Source organism: Diaminobutyricimonas aerilata (genome assembly GCF_002797715.1).
GTDB lineage: Bacteria > Actinomycetota > Actinomycetes > Actinomycetales > Microbacteriaceae > Diaminobutyricimonas > Diaminobutyricimonas aerilata.
In genome coordinates, this window is the sequence record NZ_PGFF01000001.1 from 3331254 (window position 1) to 3348089 (window position 16836).

At 72.0% G+C, this 16836-nt stretch carries 13 protein-coding genes; 7 read left to right on the plus strand and 6 right to left on the minus strand.

All coding sequences use genetic code 11. The features are described from left to right. Positions 1-98: 98 nt before the first annotated feature. Positions 99-1025: a LysR family transcriptional regulator gene (locus CLV46_RS15810; RefSeq protein WP_100365658.1), complete on the plus strand. Its 927-nt coding sequence runs from the start codon at positions 99-101 to the stop codon at positions 1023-1025. Between the two features lie 7 nt (positions 1026-1032). Here the strand turns inward: CLV46_RS15810 and CLV46_RS15815 are convergent, their stop codons facing one another. Next, positions 1033-3189, minus strand: a complete 2157-nt coding sequence (locus tag CLV46_RS15815) for an ATP-dependent Clp protease ATP-binding subunit (protein WP_100365659.1) — start codon at positions 3187-3189, stop codon at positions 1033-1035. A 207-nt stretch (positions 3190-3396) separates the two neighbouring features. Here CLV46_RS15815 and CLV46_RS15820 point away from each other — a divergent pair, with 207 nt between their 5' ends. The 4 genes from CLV46_RS15820 to CLV46_RS15835 all read left to right on the plus strand — a co-directional run bounded on the left by CLV46_RS15820 (position 3397) and on the right by CLV46_RS15835 (position 8242). Beyond that, a complete protein-coding gene (locus tag CLV46_RS15820; protein WP_100365660.1) occupies positions 3397-5244 on the plus strand; it encodes a carboxypeptidase-like regulatory domain-containing protein in 1848 nt (615 codons plus the stop codon). A 218-nt stretch (positions 5245-5462) separates the two neighbouring features. After that, positions 5463-6344: an LLM class flavin-dependent oxidoreductase gene (locus tag CLV46_RS15825; RefSeq protein WP_100365661.1), complete on the plus strand. Its 882-nt coding sequence runs from the start codon at positions 5463-5465 to the stop codon at positions 6342-6344. A gap of 37 nt (positions 6345-6381) precedes the next feature. Next, on the plus strand, positions 6382-7221 hold the full coding sequence (locus CLV46_RS15830; RefSeq protein ID WP_100365662.1) for a helix-turn-helix transcriptional regulator: 840 nt from the start codon (positions 6382-6384) through the stop codon (positions 7219-7221). Positions 7222-7396: 175 nt separating this feature from the next. Then, the gene (locus CLV46_RS15835) at positions 7397-8242 is read left to right on the plus strand and encodes a helix-turn-helix transcriptional regulator (RefSeq protein WP_157802363.1); all 846 of its coding nucleotides are present in this window, start codon (positions 7397-7399) and stop codon (positions 8240-8242) included. Here CLV46_RS15835 and nhaA read toward each other — a convergent pair. The 3 genes from nhaA to CLV46_RS15850 are packed head-to-tail and all read right to left on the minus strand — an operon-like array spanning position 8203 to position 11656. Continuing rightward, positions 8203-10071, minus strand: coding sequence for a Na+/H+ antiporter NhaA (gene nhaA / locus CLV46_RS15840; RefSeq protein ID WP_170028608.1), 1869 nt, complete (start codon positions 10069-10071; stop codon positions 8203-8205). The two genes, CLV46_RS15835 and nhaA, sit on opposite strands and share 40 nt — an antisense overlap. Continuing rightward, positions 10068-10853: an SDR family oxidoreductase gene (locus tag CLV46_RS15845; protein WP_100365665.1), complete on the minus strand. Its 786-nt coding sequence runs from the start codon at positions 10851-10853 to the stop codon at positions 10068-10070. Before CLV46_RS15845 ends, nhaA begins: the two co-directional genes overlap by 4 nt. Beyond that, positions 10853-11656 (minus strand): SDR family oxidoreductase, encoded by an 804-nt coding sequence (locus CLV46_RS15850; protein ID WP_100365666.1) that lies wholly within the window; start codon positions 11654-11656, stop codon positions 10853-10855. Before CLV46_RS15850 ends, CLV46_RS15845 begins: the two co-directional genes overlap by 1 nt. A 216-nt stretch (positions 11657-11872) precedes the next feature. Between CLV46_RS15850 and CLV46_RS15855 the strand changes: the two genes are divergently transcribed. Further along, a complete protein-coding gene (locus tag CLV46_RS15855) occupies positions 11873-12619 on the plus strand; it encodes an ABC transporter ATP-binding protein (protein ID WP_170028610.1) in 747 nt (248 codons plus the stop codon). A 3-nt stretch (positions 12620-12622) separates the two neighbouring features. Continuing rightward, positions 12623-14524, plus strand: a complete 1902-nt coding sequence (locus CLV46_RS15860; RefSeq protein ID WP_100365667.1) for an ABC transporter permease — start codon at positions 12623-12625, stop codon at positions 14522-14524. Positions 14525-14533: 9 nt separating this feature from the next. On the opposite strand, the gene CLV46_RS15865 is transcribed toward CLV46_RS15860, so the two are convergent. Both CLV46_RS15865 and CLV46_RS15870 read right to left on the minus strand, forming a co-directional pair. Further along, the gene (locus tag CLV46_RS15865; protein ID WP_211282213.1) at positions 14534-15217 is read right to left on the minus strand and encodes a TetR/AcrR family transcriptional regulator C-terminal domain-containing protein; all 684 of its coding nucleotides are present in this window, start codon (positions 15215-15217) and stop codon (positions 14534-14536) included. A 74-nt stretch (positions 15218-15291) separates the two neighbouring features. Then, positions 15292-16725, minus strand: coding sequence for an amidohydrolase family protein (locus tag CLV46_RS15870; RefSeq protein WP_100365669.1), 1434 nt, complete (start codon positions 16723-16725; stop codon positions 15292-15294). Positions 16726-16836 lie beyond the last annotated feature (111 nt).

Below are 16836 nucleotides of genomic sequence, written 5' to 3' on the forward strand. Positions count from 1 at the left end.
CCGGTCGGCGCTGCGGTCATCGGTCACAACCGCATGCGTCTCCTCGGCCATGCCCACAACAACATCGAAGTTCCACCCGACTGCGATAGAACTTCTCTATGCCTTCGCTTCGCGCCCTGGAGTGCTTCGTCGCCGTGCTCGACCACGGCTCGCTCGCCGTCGCCGCCCGTCACCTCCATCTGTCGCAACCCGCGCTGTCGCACCACCTGGCGTCACTCGAGCGCGAACTGGGCACCACCTTGTTCGACCGTCATCCGCGAGGCGTCACCCCGACGCCCGCCGCGACCGCGATCGATCCGGATGCTCGAGCCGTCGTCGAGGGGAGCCGTCGGCTGGTGCGCATGGGGCGCAGCGCCGCAGCCGGGCGCACCGGACGGTTGCGGATCGGCACGGCGGAGAGCATGACCGCACCACTCGTCGCCCCACTCGCGCGCCGGTGGTTCTCGGACCGACCCCAGGTGACGCTCGAGGTGAGCGAGGCCTCGAGTGCCGACGCCCTCGTCGCGGCACTGGAAGCCGGCGAGCTCGACGTGGCCGTGTGTCCTCGACCCACCTCGTGGACGGGCGCGATCGAGGTGATCGGGGCCGAGGAGGTGCTCGTCGTCTGCTGCCACAGCCACGCGTTCGCCGGACGCGCGACGGTCGCGTTCGAGGAGCTGCACGACCAGCGTTTCGTGCACTACGCCGCCGAGAACGGGCTCGCCGGGTGGATCGACGCGCTCGCCTTGCGCCGGGGCGTCGCGCTCGATCCGGTGACGCGCGTGCGGCACGCCGCGTCCGCGGCGGGACTCGCCACCGCGGGTCTCGGCGTCGCCCTCGTGCCGCGCACCGCCCTGCCCGAGGATCCTGCGTCCATCGTGATCCCCCTCGACCCGCCCCTGTCGCGGGACGTCGTCGCCCTCGTGCGCAGCGGGCATGACCCGCTCGCGACCGCATTCGCCCGGGATCTCGTGGCCCGCGGTCTGCCGCGCAGCGGCATCGATGACGACGCCCCGTCCTCCGCACGGGAGGACGGGGCGTCGTGACGGCGGGCTACGGCACGGCGAGCTCGAACGGGGCGACAGTGAGCCCGTCGTCGCCGAGATCGACCCGCACGGTGTCGCCGTCGCGGATCTCGCCGGAGATGAGGGCGCGGGCGAGGCGGTCGTCGATCTCCCGCTGCATGAGCCGGCGCAGCGGACGCGCGCCGTACACCGGGTCGTAGCCGCGCTCGGCGAGCCAACGTCGCGCCTGCGGGGTGACCGCGAGGTCGAGCCGGCGGTCCTCGAGACGGCGGGACAGCCGGTCGATGTAGAGCTCGACGATCGCGCCGAGATCCTCGGTGGTGAGCGGGGCGAACACCACGATGTCGTCGAGGCGGTTCACGAACTCGGGCTTGAACGCCTGACGCACCATCTCCTGCACGGCGCTCTCCTTCTGCTCCCACGGCAGGGTCGGATCGATGAGCACCTGGCTGCCGAGGTTGCTGGTCAGGATGAGGATCGTGTTGCGGAAGTCGACCGTGCGGCCCTGGCCATCGGTCAGGCGTCCGTCATCCAGCACCTGCAGCAGCAGGTCGAACACCTCCGGGTGCGCCTTCTCGACCTCGTCGAGCAGGATCACCGAGTACGGGCGTCGCCGCACCGCTTCGGTGAGCTGGCCGCCCTGCTCGTAGCCGATGTAGCCGGGAGGGGCGCCGACGAGACGGGACACCGCGAACTTCTCGCCGTACTCGCTCATGTCGATGCGCACGAGCGCTTTCTCGTCGTCGAACAGGTAGGCGGCGAGCGCCTTCGCGAGCTCGGTCTTGCCGACACCGGTCGGTCCGAGGAACATGAACGAACCGGTCGGACGGTCCGGGTCGGAGATGCCGGCGCGGGTGCGGCGCACGGCCTCGCTGACCGCGCGCACGGCATCCTTCTGACCGATGAGGCGGCGGCCGAGCTCACCCTCGAGGTGCAGGAGCTTCTCGCTCTCGCCCTGCCGCAGGCGGTCGACCGGGATGCCCGTCCACGCGGCGACGACGGAGGCGATGTCCTCGTCGGTGACCTGGTCGTTGACCATCCGCGGGCCGGTCTGCTCGGCGGACTCCGCCTCGGCGAGGGCGCGTTCGATCATCGGGATGACCTCGTAGTTGATCTTCGAGGCGTCCTGGTAGCGCTGCTCGCGCATGGCGCGGTCGAGTTGGATGCGCGCGTCGTTGAGTCGGCTCTTGAGGTCGCCGACGTCGTGCAACGACGCCTTCTCGGCGGCCCAGCGCTGTTCGAGCTCGTCGAGTTCCGCCTGCCGCTCGGCCATGTCGGCGCGCAGCTTCTCGAGGCGCTCCCGCGAGGCGTCGTCCTTCTCCTTCTTGAGGGCGAGCTCCTCGATGCGCATCCGGTCGACCGCGCGCTTGAGCTCGTCGATCTCGACGGGCGACGAGTCGATCTCCATCTTGAGGCGGCTCGCGGCCTCGTCCACGAGGTCGATGGCTTTGTCGGGCAGCTGCCGGGCGCTGATGTACCGGTTGCTCAGGGTCGCGGCGGCGACGAGCGCGCTGTCGGCGATCGTCACCTTGTGGTGCGCCTCGTAGCGTTCCTTGAGCCCGCGCAGGATCGCGATCGTGTCCTCGACGCTCGGCTCGCCGACGTAGACCTGCTGGAAGCGGCGCTCGAGCGCGGCATCCTTCTCGATGTACTCGCGGTACTCGTTGAGCGTGGTCGCTCCGATGAGGCGCAGCTCGCCTCGGGCGAGCATCGGCTTGAGCATGTTCGCCGCCGCGACGGACCCCTCGCCGCCGCCGGCGCCCATGAGGGTGTGCAGCTCGTCGATGAACGTGATGATGCGCCCGTCGGAATCGTTGATCTCCTTGAGCACGGCCTTCAGGCGCTCCTCGAACTCGCCGCGGTACTTCGCACCCGCGACGAGCGCCGCGAGATCGAGCGACACGAGCTGCTTGTCTTTGAGGGAGTCGGCGACGTCGCCGGCGACGATGCGCTGGGCGAGTCCCTCGACGACGGCCGTCTTGCCGACACCGGGCTCCCCGATGAGCACCGGGTTGTTCTTCGTGCGCCGCGTGAGCACCTGGCTGATGCGGCGGATCTCGGCGTCGCGCCCGATCACCGGGTCGAGCTTGCCGCTCCGGGCGATCTCGGTGAGGTTGATGCCGTACTGCTCCAGGGCGGTCTTCTGCTTCTCCTGGGTGGAGGGTGCGCCCTGCATGTTCGCCATTCGCGTCTCCTCGAAGTTGAGTAGGTCTGACTCAAGTTTAGATCAACGATCGGGCGTGACGCAGTCTTCCCGCGCATCCGCCGTCCGCCTCCGGCGAACGGTCGGTGAACACTCGTGGAACTCGGCTGGGCGGCCGAAACGGGCTCAGTACCGTGAAGGAAACCCGCCCGAACGATGCCGAAGCCCGGCACGAACAGGAGTACCCGCGTGCGCACCGCACTGACCCGAGGGGGAGTCGGCGTCGCCGCACTCGCCGTCGCCGCCTCGACCGTCTTCATCGCCTCGCCCGCCTCGGCGGCGCCCGGCGAAGGAACCCTCACCGTCACCTGGTTCGAGGACCGCTACACCGACGGCATCTACGACACGACGCCCACCAACCCGGCTGGCGAGAAGGATCAGCTCCGGCAGTCCGGAAGCTACCTCTACCTGCAGACCGCAGACGACGCGTGGTTCGGCGCCCCGCAGCGCGCCGACGGCAGCTACGTCTTCCCCGACGTGCCCATCGGCGAGGCGGACCTGTACGTCGTCGACCCGACCGGCACGAATCAGAACGCCTTCTGGGACGCCACCGAAGGCGCCCCGGAGTTCATGCCGCAGAGCAACGTGTCCTTCACCGACGGCACGTTCCTGCACGAGGACGGCACCCGCACGACGGGCCTCAGCGGCCCCAGCTCGAGCGCCGGCCGCCTGACGGTGAACATCGCCGAAGAGGCGACCACCACCCGCCTCGTCGGCATGGCCGGCATCGGCGCGAACGCCGAGGTCACCGTCGACGGCGAGCGCACGACCGGTGTGGCCGAGCTGAGCTTCCTCTCGAACGGCACGGCGCTCCCCGCCACCGAGTGGGACACCGGCCGATTCTTCGCCGCGCGCGGCACCGACCTCGCCAAGCTCGTGCCCGGCGAGATCGGCATCGCGGTTGACGTGGACCCGCGCCGCTACCGCATCGAGAGCGTCACCGCCGGATCGAACATCGACACCACCCTGTCCATCCCGCTGACGCAGACGGATGGCGTGTGGACGATGGAGACCTCGGCGCTCGTCCGCTACTTCGACAGTGTCGTGTTCAAGGTCGCACTCGCGCCGGTGGCGCTCACCGACTTGACCGTGACGTACTTCGCCGACAACGTGCTCGACGGCGTCTACGACCCGACCCTCGAGTCGTCGACGGGCTACTCGGACGAGAAGCGCACGACCGACTACCTGTACCTGCACGACTCGCAGGGTCAGTGGTGGGCCACCACCGCGAACGCCGACGGCGACTTCGTCTTCACCGACGTGCCGGCGGGCGCCGCGACGCTGCATCTCACGGTGCCGGACCCCTACGTCTCCACGTCCGTCTGGGACGCGACCGACGTCACCTCCCTCACCGAGGTGCGCCCGGTTCCGCAGGCACCGATCACCTTCACGGGCGGCACCTACCTCGCCCCGGACGGCACCGAGGCACCCATCATCGCCACCGACCGCCTCACCGCGGCAGTGCCGCTCAACCTGGTCGAGGGTGAGGATGCGGTCGAGGCCGGTCTCGCGTCGGCCGACCAGAGCGCCGTCGTCGTCGACGCATCGGGCGAACCGGTCACCGGCGCGACGGTCGAGCTGCTCGCGAACGGCACCCCGCTCGAGAGCACGCTGCTCGATGGCGTGTACTACTCGGCGAACCTCGCCGCCGGTGTCTACGGCGTGCGCGTGACGGCACCCGCGGGCTTCCAGGTGACGTCGGTGCGGGCGCTCTCGGCGCTCACCGGCGAGGAGCTGATCGTCGAGGGCCCCGCCGCAGCGCCCACCGGCGTCTGGACCGTCTCGTCGGACCAGCTCGCACGCAACTTCGACGGCGTGGAGTGGGAGGTGGCCGTGGCCGCCCTCCCGGTCGTGATCCCGGGTGACGGCGCGCAGCCGGGCACCGGCGCGGGCACCGGCACGGCCGGTTCCGTCAAGGGCTCGCTCGCATCCACGGGTGCCGACGCGATCGGCGCCTCGATCGCCGGCGGGAGCGCGCTCCTGCTGCTGCTCGCCGGAGCCGCCGCGCTGCTCATCCGCCGCCGCGCCGCCCAGTAGTACCCCACTCGATGCGCCGGTCCCCTCGGGGGCCGGCGCATCGTCGTTCCCGCTCGGCCGGTCGCGAGGTCCGTTTCCCGTCAGTAGTTGCCCTTATCCACCCGCAGTAAGGGCAACTGCTGACGGGAAACCGACCGGCCTCGGGCGGCGCGACGGTCGGCGCCACCGCGTCGCGAGTTCGCGCCCGCGGCGTCAGCGGGATGCGCCACGATGGGCTCATGACCGTGCGATTGGGCTTCATCTTCGTTCCGACTCAGCCGCCGGAGCGGCTCCCGGCGCTCGCCCGCACCGTCGAGGCCGCCGGCTTCGACGACCTCTGGGTGTGGGAGGACTGCTTCAAAGAGAGCGGCGTCGCCTCGGCCGCGATCGCGCTCGCCGTCACCGAACGCATCCACGTCGGCATCGGACTGCTGCCGGCGCCGCTGCGCAACGTCGCCCTCACCGCGATGGAGGCGGCGACGATCGCACGTACCTTCCCCGGTCGTTTCACCCTCGGCGTCGGGCACGGCGTGCAGTCCTGGATGGGACAGGCCGGCGCGCGCGTCGCGTCGCCGCTCACCCTGCTGCGCGAGTACACCGTCGCCTTGCGCGCCCTCCTCGCGGGCGAGCGTGTCACCACCGAGGGCCGTTACGTGCGCCTGGACGACGTGATGCTCGACTGGCCGCCCACGCCGGCCCCGCCGATCATGCTCGGCGGCGGCGGACCGAAGTCGATCGCCCTCACCGGCGAGATCGGCGACGGCACGCTCCTCGCTGCGGCGCTCACCGTCGACGAGATCGCGGATGCGGCTCAGCGATCCCGCGCGGCCCGCCCCGCCGACGCGACCGGGGAGCACCCGGTCGTCGCCGCCCTCATCGTCGCCACCGGTGACGACGGCGCCCAGCGCGCGCGGCGCGACCTGCACCTGTGGCGGGAGACGGATCACGACGGCAGCGGCGCGGCGGGCGGCAGCGCCGAGGCGATCGCGGAGGCGGTGCGCCGTTTCGTCGCGGCCGGCGCGACGACCGTCGCCTTCCAGCCCACGACGGACGAGGAGGATCTCGACGGGCTCGTGGAGTTTCTCACCACCGAGGTGCGGCCCTTGCTGCGCGATCTCTAGTCCGCCCGCTCCGATACGCTCCCGAGCAGGAGGGCGGATGACACTCGAACATCTGGCGTCGTTCCTGCGCGCCGCACGGCAGTCCGCCACCCCGACCGGGGCGGAACTCTTCCGCTCGGGCGGAGGCCGGCGCGTGTCCGGCCTGCGCCGCGAAGAAGTCGCCCGTCGCGCGTCCCTGAGCCTGCCGTACTACGTGCGCCTCGAGCAGGGACGGGGAGGAGTACCCTCCGACGCGGCGCTCAACTCGCTCGCGCGCGCCCTGCAGCTCGACGCCGACCAGCGGGCCCACCTCAAAGCGCTCGCCACCGGCGGCGCGCTCTTCCCGCAGTGGCCGGTGAGACCGCGGGAGCGACCGCGGTTCCGCGACATCCTCGCCACCATCCGCACGCCGGCGTTCATCATGGATGAGTACACGACGACCCTCGGCGCGACCCGCAGCGGGTGGCTCGCGCTCGCCGAGATCGGGGCGACGGGCACACCGGAACGCAACTGGGTCTCGTGGATGCTCGACTCCCCCTCGAGCGCTCGGCTGTGGGACGACTGGGATATCGTCATGCGGCTGACCGTGTCGAACCTGATCCGGATGTGCGCCTTGCGCCCGGGCGACGCGGCACTCCGGTCGTTCGTGGACGACTGGGCGCAGCGGCATCCGCTCTTCCGGCAGTACCACGACGCGCCGCCGGTGAACGTGCCGGCGAGCGGCACCTTGCGCGTCCACCACCCGGAGGGCTGGTCAGCCGATCTCGGGTACGACTTCTTCACGCTCTCGAGCGATCCGGTGCGCTTCCTCTTGCTGTGGTCCGCGGCCCGGGGCACACCCGGGGAGCGCCGCCTCCACGAGCTGGAACGGCGCGCCGCGCCAACCACGCGAGGGTGACCGTGATGCGACCACCCTCCTGCATGGGTGCGCTCCCATGCCTGCCTGCATACTGGGCTCCCGATTGGAATCCGAGGTGACAGTGAGCGCGGACCCGACCGCTCGACCCCACTCAGCCCCACCCCCGAGCGCAACGCCTCCGGAGACGACGTCGCCTGCGACGACCACGCCGGGCATGCCCCTTCCGATGAGTCCCGACGTCGGCGATCTGGGCGCGTTCCTCCGCAGCCGCCGCAACCGGCTGCTTCCCGAGCACAGCCCATACCCGCACGGCACCAGGCGGGTTCCGGGCCTGCGTCGTCAAGAGGTTGCGGCGAGCGCGGGCGTGAGCGTCGACTACTACATCCGACTCGAGCAGGGGCGCGAACCCCACCCGTCGCCGCAGGTCGTCGACGCACTGTCGCGAGCGCTACGGCTGGGCGACGACGAGCGCACCTTCCTGCATCGGCTCGCCGGTCACCACGCGACGGTGCGCCGAGCCGACACCCCGCCGTCGGCCGAACTGCCGTCGCCCCTCATCGACATGGTGCAGAGCTGGCAGATGCCCGCGTTCATCGTCGATCCGCTGCTGAACATCGTCGTCACCAGCGCGGCGACCGGGGAGATGTTCCGCGGATTCACGCACACCGGCAACTTCGCCGAGATGCTGTTCCTCGATGCGCGCGCCCGTACGTTCTTCGCCGGTTGGGACGGCTGCGCCCGGTGGGCCGTCGGCACGATGCGACTGCTCTCCACCTACTACCCGTCGTCGGCCGACCGTGAGGCGTTCATCGCCTCATTGCGCACGGGGAGCGCGGATTTCTCCGCGATGTGGGACGGGTTCGACATCGCGGTGTCTGCCGGGCACACGGCAGTGCTGCACCACGACGTGCGTGGCCCGATGACGGTCGACGCGCTCGGCTTCGAGGTGCCGAGCCATCCCGGCTACCGCCTGGTCATCTGCCACATCCGCACCGAGGCTCCGGATGCCGCAGCCGTCGCTCACCCCGCGGCGACCGAGGTGGCGGACCTGACCCGCTGAACCGCCGCGATGAGGGTCTCCGTGTCGGTCGGCCCGTCGTGCAGCACACCCTGGAGGAAGATGCTCGGCGCGCGCGAGAGCCGCATCGCCGCCGCGTCAGCCTCGTCCTCGTCGAGACGCTCGCTGCCCGCGCGATCGCGCACATCCCGCTCGAAGAGCCGGAGGTTCATGCCCGCGGCGACCGCCGCCCTGCGCACGCGGTCGTCGCCGTCCGGGTCGTCGAAGAGCGCGTCGTGGAACGCCCAGAAGCGCCCCTGACGGGCAGCGGCCTCGGCGGCGAGCGCCGCGTGCCGGGCCGCCTCCCCTTCGATCGGGAGGTGGCGATAGACGAAGCGCAGGTCGGCGCCGAACCGTTCCCGCAGCTCGGCGATCACCGCACTCGTCACGACGCACGTCTCGCTCGCGAAGCTCCCGTACTCGACCACCGTGATCGGCGCCTCCGCGGGGCCGCGCAGGTGATCGCGCTGGGGGTCGACCGGGCGAGACAGGCGGGTTCCGCCTGAGGCCCGGCGCCTCTCGGCCCGCCCGAGCAGGGCGAACGCGATCGAGCCGGCGGTGGCCGCGAGCACCGTCGCACCCAGGATGCCGATCCGCGCGTTGCTGAGCATGACAGGATCGGAGAACGCGAGCTCGGCGATGAAGAGCGACAGGGTGAAGCCGATGCCCGAGACCACGCTCACCGCGGCGATGTGGCGCACGAGCAGGCCGGGGCCGAGCGCGTCGCGACGGATGGCCACCGCGATGAGCGCCGTGCCCGCGATCCCGACCGCCTTGCCGAGAAGGAGCGCCACGATGATGCCCCACGTCACCGACGACCCGAACGCCGTCACGAGCGTCTGCGGCGTGATGTGCACGCCCGCGTTCGCGAGCGCGAACGCCGGCAGCACGAGGAAGGTCACGTAGGGCGACAGCGCGCCGTGTGCGCGCTCGTTGATCGACACCGCCCGCTGGAGCCGCTCCTCCACATCGCGCGCGTACTCCGGCGACGGCCACTGCTCGAACCTCCGCATCCGCCGACTGGCGTCGCGCACGTCGACGACTCTCGTGGGGAAGATCGGCAGCAACAGCGCGATCGCGACACCCGCCAGCGTCGCGTGGACGCCCGAGGAGTACACCGCGGCCCAGATCACGAGGGAGGCGACGACGTATCCCATCGGTCGCCACACGCCCAGATACCGCAGCCCCGCGACGACCGCGAGCCCGACGACAGCCACGGCGAGGGGCATCCACCGGATCTCGTCGGTGTAGACGAGGGCGATGATGGCGAGCGCGCCGACGTCGTCGGCGACCGACAGCGTGACGAGGAACACACGCAGCTGCGGGGGCATGAACCTGCCTACGAGCGCGAGCAGACCGAGCACGAAAGCGGTGTCGGTCGAGACGACGACGCCCCACCCCGCGGCCTCCTCGGTGCCGGCGGTGAAGGCGACGAAGACGAGTGCCGGCACCGCGAGGCCCATGATCGCGGCTACCACGGGAACCACCGCGCGGCGCCGGTTGCGCAGCTCACCGAGCTCGATCTCCCGACGCACCTCGAGTGCGAGGAGCGCGAAGAAGAACGCCATGAGTCCATCGTTGATGAGGTGACGCAGGTCGAGCTCGAGAACGGCCTCCCCAACCGCGAGCCGCAGCGGCGTGTGCCAGAACTCGTCGTATGCGGCACCCGCGAGGTTCGCCCAGATGAGCGCGACGCCCGTGGCGACGAGGAGGGCGATCGCGCCGGCCGCCTCCCCCGCACCCGCTCCCGCGGGGAGCGCACGCCGGACACCGCTCGTCAGCGCGTGCCGTATCCGCGAACGCGTCGGAGCGTGCCCCCGCACGTGGATCACCCCTGCTCCGTCGGCACGACCACCATCTCCGCGAGGTTGAGCCCGAACGGCAGGGCCGCCGTCATCGCGACGAGCGCGCCGACGTCGTTGGAGTCGACCCGCGAGGTGATCGACTCCTCGGTCTCCCGCCACACGCGCTGCGCCTCGTCGTTGGAGAGGTGGCGACCGAAGCTGCTCGTCGTGTAGCCCGGCTCGATGTTGTGCACCCGCAGGCCGCGTCGGCCGTACTCGAGACGCAGCGTGCGGGACAGCTGCGCGATCGCGGCCGAGACCGCGTTGAACACCGAGAAGTTGGGGTACAGCACGTGCCCGGCGATCGCCCCGATGAAGATCAGGTCGCTCGGACGGCCGTCCTCTCCTGCTTGCACGAGGTCGTCGGCGAAGGTCTGGGCGGTGAACAGCAGTCCGTGCAGGTTCACATCGATCATGGAGACCCAGTCGTTCGGGATCGCGTCCTCGAACGGGGCACCGAGCATCACGCCGGCGCCCACCACCACGAGGTCCGGAGGGCCGAAGGTCTCGAGCACGGCGTCCCGGGCGCGGGCGAGCTGAAGCCGGTCGGTGACGTCGGCGGTCACCAGCAGCGTGCGGTCCTGGTCGCCGAGCTCCTCGGACGCGGCCTCGAGACCGGCCTGGTCGCGCGCGATCATGACCACGCTGGCACCGGCCCGCAACAGCGCCCGGCTGGTGCCGCGTCCGATGCCCCCGGAGGCGCCGGTGACCACTGCCACCCGGCCGTGCAGGTTCGCGAAGGACTGGTCCGAGCCGGCGAGCCGGCCCATCAGACCGCTCCGAGCCGACCGTGACCGGTCGGGATGACCGTCAACTCGGCGAGATTGACGTGGGCCGGCAGCGAAGCGGCGAACGTCACCGCGTGCGCCACGTCGTCCGGGGTGAGCGGAAGCTCGAACGAGCGGAGCGCGTCGACCTCCCGCCGGGCCTCGGCGCTCGAGATGCGTGCACCGAGGTCGGTGAGCGTCACCCCCGGCTCCAGGTGCTTCACGCGCACGCCCGATCCGCTCTCCTCCGCCCTGAGCGTACGGGCCAGCTGTCGGATGGCCGCCTGGGTGGCCGAGTAGGCGGCGAATCCGGGGAAGACGATGCTGCCGGCGATCGAACCGACCAGCACGAGGTCGGCCGGCCCGCCGGCTTCCGCCGCCGCGCGCAGCCCCGGCAGGAACTCACGGGCTGTCGTGATCATGCCCCCGACGTTGACGGCGAGCATGTCGGAGGACTCGTGGTCGTCGGAGTCGATCAGGTCGCCGCCGAACATGACTCCGGCATTGACCACGACCAGATCGGGCTCGCCGAGCTCCGCGTGGACGCGCCGCCGAGCAGCGTCGATGGTGTGACGGTCGCGCACGTCGGCGACGAGGGAGATCGCCGGCCCGTCGCCCGCCATGTCGTCCAGTGTGCGCCGCAGGTCGTGCCGGCTCTTGTCGATGAGCGCGACCGCCGCTCCCGCGAGGTGGAGCGACTGGGCGATGGCGGCCCCGATACCCGCCGCTCCGCCGGTGACCACGGCCACGCGGCGCCGCAACGGGAATCGGACGTCCTCCAACCGCACCGATTCGACGAAGTCCATGGGGTCTCCTCTCGTACAGCGATCCGTGAGTACGTCGCGGATCCACCTTCGCCCGACCGCCGTTCGCGAACCAGGTCGTGATACGGCCAGGCACCGCGGGCCCGCCGCCGCGAGGGTCGAGGGGTCGGCTCGCCACGGGCGGGGGAATACTCCCCTACGCCGTAGGGTTCAGACCTACAGTGTCGGATGCTCGTATCCGGCGGGAACGGAATCATGATGATCGACAGCACCCCCCGGGCGATCGCCCCGGCCCTCGCCTTGCACGGCGTGGAGCGCACCTACGGTCGCGGGGAGACCGCCGTCCGCGCTCTCGACGGCGTCGACGTCGAGTTCGCGCGCGGCACATGGACGGCCGTGATGGGACCGTCGGGCTCCGGCAAGTCGACGCTCCTGCACATCGCCGCGGGACTCGAACGCGCCGACAGTGGCCGCGTGATGCTCGCGGATTCCGATCTGTCGCAGCTCGACGAAGACGCGCTGACCGCTCTGCGCCGCTCGCGCATCGGCTTCATCTTCCAGAGCTTCAACCTGCTGCCGGCCCTGACCGCCGAGGAGAACGTGCTGCTCCCCTTGCGCCTGGCCGGCCAGCGACCGTCGTCCGCCGACGCGCGGCGCGTGCTCGAGCAGGTCGGGCTCGGCGGTCGCGCGACGCACCGACCGCGCCAGCTCTCCGGCGGTCAACAGCAGCGCGTCGCAATCGCGCGCGCACTCATCACCCGCCCGGAGGTACTCTTCGCCGACGAACCCACGGGCGCCCTCGACTCGGGAGCCGCGCGGGCGGTGCTCGACCTCCTGCGCGCGGCGGTCGATGCGGGCCAGACCGTCATCATGGTCACCCACGATCCCGCCGCCGCGGCCCGCGCCGACGTCACGCTGTTCCTGCGCGACGGCCGCATCGTCGACCGATTGACCTCCCCGTCCACCGCTCGCGTCGCCGAGCGCCTCGTCGCCCTGGAGCGCTGACCGATGCTCCGTCTCGCCCTCCGCAACGTCGTCGAACGACGCGTTCTGTTCATCGGGTCGCTGCTGAGCGTGGTACTCGGTGTGGCGCTCGTGCAGTCGTCGCTCCAGATCCTGCTCGCGCTTGTCGCCACCCCCGCTCCCGTCGAGCCGGCGATCGCGCGACTCACCTTCGAGGAGAGCCGCGTGGTGGGCATCACGGTGGTCGCCACGACCCTGGGGCTGGCGGCCCTGCTCGCGGTGTTCATCATCGCGTCCACGTTCGCCTTCGCCGTCGACCAGCGCCGACGAGAGCTGGCGCTGCTCGGCCTCGCCGGCTCGAGCCGGGCACAGCTCCGCCGCCTGCTCGTGGGCGAGGCCGTGGTGCTCGGCACCGCGGGCGCCCTCCTGGGCGCCCCGCTCGGAGTGCTCGCCGAGCGCGTGCAGTCCTGGATGATGCGCGAGCGCGGCTTCCTGCCCGACGGCATGACCTCCGGATGGCCGTTCTGGCTCGCAGGTGTGTCGCTCGGCGTCGGGGTGGGTCTCGCCGTGGCCGGAGTGCTGCTCGCGGCCCGGCGCGCTTCGCGGGTCCGTCCACTCGAAGCCCTGCGCGAAGAGGAACCGGACGCGGCCTCCGGACCCCCCGTCCGATTCCTCGCCGGCGGAGCCGTCGCCGTGATCGCGGTGGTGCTCGCCGCCATCGCGCCGGTCGGGGGGCCCGCGGGCGGGCAGGCCATGTCGATGTCGGCGTCGATCGCCGCGGTCATCGCCGCCGCCGCGCTCGCACCGGCGATCGTGCCGCTGGCCGCTCGCGCCGTGCCGATCGGGCGCGGTCCCCTCGCGCGCCTGGCGCGCGCCGCGCTGCGGCACGACCGCCGTCGCAGCGCCTCGATGGCCGCCCCGGTGATCGTTCTCGTCGGCCTCGTAGCGGGCCAGACGACCGCGCTCCTCTCATTCAGCGCCGCTGGAGCGGAGGAGCAGCGGCGCAGCACGGTCGCCGACCTCGTCGTCACCGGCAGCCACCCGTTCGCGATCGATCCCGCCACCGTCGCGGGCGTGCGCAGCGTCTCGACCGAGGTCGTCGTGCCCGGCGAAATCACGGTCGGTCCTGACGACGTGCCCCTCACCGAGGTGCGCCGCGTCGCGCTCGTCGACCCCGCCGCGTACGCCGCGACCCACCGCGGCTCCGAGGCCGTGCTCGCGCTCGAGCGCGGCGACGCGGTCGCCGGACCCGGAGCGCTCGGCGCCGGCGCCGGCGGCCAGGTGCGCCTCGGTGTCGCGGGCGTGGACCTCGGAACGGTGTCCGTGGTCGGCGCGGTGCCCGAATCGCTCGCCGCGGGACCGGCGCTGCTGCTCCGCGCGGATGCGGTGCCGCAGGCCGCCCTGCAGGGGGCCGACGCCATCGCCTTCGTTGAACTCGAGGCGGGAGCCGACCCCGACGCGACGGCTGAAGCGCTCGCCGCCGCGGGGGAGGTGAGCACCCACGGTGCCTGGGCGCGCGCCGCCGCGACCGCCTCGAGCGGCACATCGGCCGACATCCTCGTGGTCGTGCTCGGCCTCGGAGCCCTCTACGCGCTGCTCGCCGTCGTCAACGCGGCGGTGATCGGCACGAGCGCGCGGAAAGCTGAGTTCGCCGCGGCGCGGGCGACCGGACTCACCCGGTCGCAGGTTCTCGGAACGACCGCCCTCGAGGGCCTCATCGTCGCCGGCGTCGGCGTCGCGCTCGGCACGCTGGCATCCGCCGTGTCCGTTGTGGGCGTCGTCAGCTCGACCGTCTCGGCGACCGGCGGGCCCACGGTCGTGATCGCCTGGACCGTGCTGCTGCCGCTGCTCGGCGTCGCGGTGCTGGCCTCCACGGTGGCCACGGTGGCGACGGCGCACGCGGCCACCCGGCTCGCACCCGTGATGCTGCTGCGGGGCCGGGAGTAGCGGGCGGACCTAGCGACCGAGGCGAGCGGCGACGCCCTCGAGCAGCACGGCGAGAGCGTCCTCGAAGCGGGGCTGCCACTCGAGCACCGGCAGCGAGGGCACGCCCGCTCCCGTGGCGGCGGCGACCACTTCGCGAGTGAGCGCGGTGTCGCGGTCGAGGCCGAGTGCCCGCGCACTCGCGGCCGTGACGGCCGCGCCGAGCACCAGGTTCGAGATCGCCGTCGCCGCGACCGCCCGCTGTCGCACATCCGCCCCGGTGCTCTCGAGACCCCGCAGGATGCGCCGCGAGAGCTCGAGGGCGTTCGGCCCCACGAGCGGGCGCGAACCGGCGAAGGACGCGGCCCAGGGATGCGCGGCGAGCGCGGTGTACATGGCGGTCGCCGCCGAACGGACCGCCTCGGTCCAGGGTCCGTGCGGCGCCGGCGCAACCGCGGCGCCCGCGAAGATCGCGTCGACGGCGAGGTCGACGAGGTCTTCGCGACGCTCCACGTGCCAGTAGAGGCTCGTCGCGTGCACGTCGAGTTCCGCGGCGACCTTGCGCATGGTGAGCGCGGCAGCCCCCTCGCGGTCGAGGAGCGCCACGCACGCCTCGACGATGCGTTCGCGGCTGAGTCCGTCGGCCGTCTTGGAGCGTCGCTGCGGCCGGTAGAAGACGCTCCCGCCCGACGGCGCCGCGTCGCGGGGGGTGTCCACGAGGCCAGCGTAGCCCCGCGGCATCGTGCCCGGGCCGCCGCATCGCGACGACCCGGGCGTGAACGGTCGCCGGTCTAGCGGCCGCGGATGACCGACAGGGCCTCCGCCCCGGCGCCGGCCCGCGCGATGATGCCGTCGCGGGAGGCGTGCACCGACCGGCGGAGCTCCTCGAGGTCGACCCCGACGAGTTCGCCGTCCCACTTGCGCACGCGGCCGGCGACGAACACCCCCGAGACGTTGCGGGGGTCGGTTCCGAGCACGATCGTGCCGACCGCGTCGTTGAGCGGCATGTTGTTGACTGCCTCGGCGTCGATGAGCAGCAGGTCCGCCTGCTTGCCGGGCGTGATGGAGCCGGTCACCCCGTCGAGCCCATTGGTGCGGGCCCCCTGCAGGGTGGCGAAGTCGAGCACGTCGCGCGCGGTGATGCGCTGGACGTCCGCCGTCGTTCCATACGCCGCATTGACCGCGCGCATCCGCTGGATGGCCAGCAGCGCGCGCATCTGGGTGAACATGTCGCTGACGAGCGCGACCTCGACGTCGATGCTGAGGCCGGGGCGGATGCCCGCGGCGAGAGCTTCGTCGACCGCCGGGATCGCGGTCTCGAGCCCGATCTGGGCATCCGAGGTGGGGGCGAGGGCGACGGTCACCCCGGCCTCGCCCATCGCCTTCCACGCGTCGGCCGTGAGCCCGGTGCTGTGGATGAGCGTGGTGCGCGCGTCGAGGATGCCGGCTCGGGCCCACTCGAGCACCGCGCGCGACGACGATTCCCCGAACACGGCGTCGATGCTCACGCCGACGCCGAGCTCGCGCGCCACGGCCGCCAGCCGGGGACCGTAGGCGATCTCGGGGCCGGCGATCTCGTCGGTGGCGAGGGCGGCGATCCGCAGGGTGAGCAGCTGGTCGTCGCTCGCGAAGTACGTCGACCGCAGCCGGGCGAGGTCCGCCGGCCACTGGTGGTCCCACTCGCCGAAGTGCGGTCCCATCGACGCGTGCACACCGCGGATCCCGGTCTCCGCGAGCGCCGCGATGGCCCGGTCCGAATGCTCGGCCGTTCGCGAGTTGTGCGAGAAGTCGAGCATGCAGGTGATGCCGCTGTCGAGCGCCGTGAGGGCGGCCAGCCGCGTGCCGACGTAGACGTCGTCCGGGGTGAGCACGGGGGCGACACCGCTGAGCGTGGACACGACGTACTCGCCGAGGTCGTTGACGTCGGGGATGCTGCGGCGCAGGGTGGCCTCCCATGCGTGCCGATGGGTGTCGACAAGGCCGGGGGCGACGATCGCGCCCTCCGCATCGATCACGACCGCGTCGGTCGCCGCTCCGTGCGCGCCGAGGTCGGCACCGACGGCGGCGATGCGGCTGCCTTCGATGAGCACGTCGCCGCGCGGCAGGTCGGGCTGCGTGGGGTCCATCGTGACGACGTAGGCGCCTCGGATGAGGATGCGGCGGTCCTCCTCGTCCGCGGTCTTGAGGACGAGGTCGGACACGGTGTTCGCGGGGCGGGCGTTCATGGGGTTCCTTCCGGTCGAGGGTGGACGGCCTCATGCTGGTCGTCGCCCTCCGCGCCGAGCCAGGCCGCCGCATGCCTGGGTGCGGTGTACCCAGGCACGGGGCGTCGGGGG

Excerpts from the sequence above, each read along its gene's own strand:
- CLV46_RS15810 (WP_100365658.1), top strand. The coding sequence starts at position 99 with ATGCCTTCGCTTCGCGCCCTGGAGTGCTTCGTCGCCGTGCTCGACCAC.
- CLV46_RS15815 (WP_100365659.1), bottom strand. The coding sequence starts at position 3,189 with ATGGCGAACATGCAGGGCGCACCCTCCACCCAGGAGAAGCAGAAGACC.
- CLV46_RS15825 (WP_100365661.1), top strand. The coding sequence starts at position 5,463 with ATGACCGTGCGATTGGGCTTCATCTTCGTTCCGACTCAGCCGCCGGAG.
- CLV46_RS15830 (WP_100365662.1), top strand. The coding sequence starts at position 6,382 with ATGACACTCGAACATCTGGCGTCGTTCCTGCGCGCCGCACGGCAGTCC.
- CLV46_RS15835 (WP_157802363.1), top strand. The coding sequence starts at position 7,397 with ATGCCCCTTCCGATGAGTCCCGACGTCGGCGATCTGGGCGCGTTCCTC.
- CLV46_RS15845 (WP_100365665.1), bottom strand. The coding sequence starts at position 10,853 with ATGGGCCGGCTCGCCGGCTCGGACCAGTCCTTCGCGAACCTGCACGGC.
- CLV46_RS15850 (WP_100365666.1), bottom strand. The coding sequence starts at position 11,656 with ATGGACTTCGTCGAATCGGTGCGGTTGGAGGACGTCCGATTCCCGTTG.
- CLV46_RS15855 (WP_170028610.1), top strand. The coding sequence starts at position 11,873 with ATGATCGACAGCACCCCCCGGGCGATCGCCCCGGCCCTCGCCTTGCAC.
- CLV46_RS15860 (WP_100365667.1), top strand. The coding sequence starts at position 12,623 with ATGCTCCGTCTCGCCCTCCGCAACGTCGTCGAACGACGCGTTCTGTTC.
- CLV46_RS15870 (WP_100365669.1), bottom strand. The coding sequence starts at position 16,725 with ATGAACGCCCGCCCCGCGAACACCGTGTCCGACCTCGTCCTCAAGACC.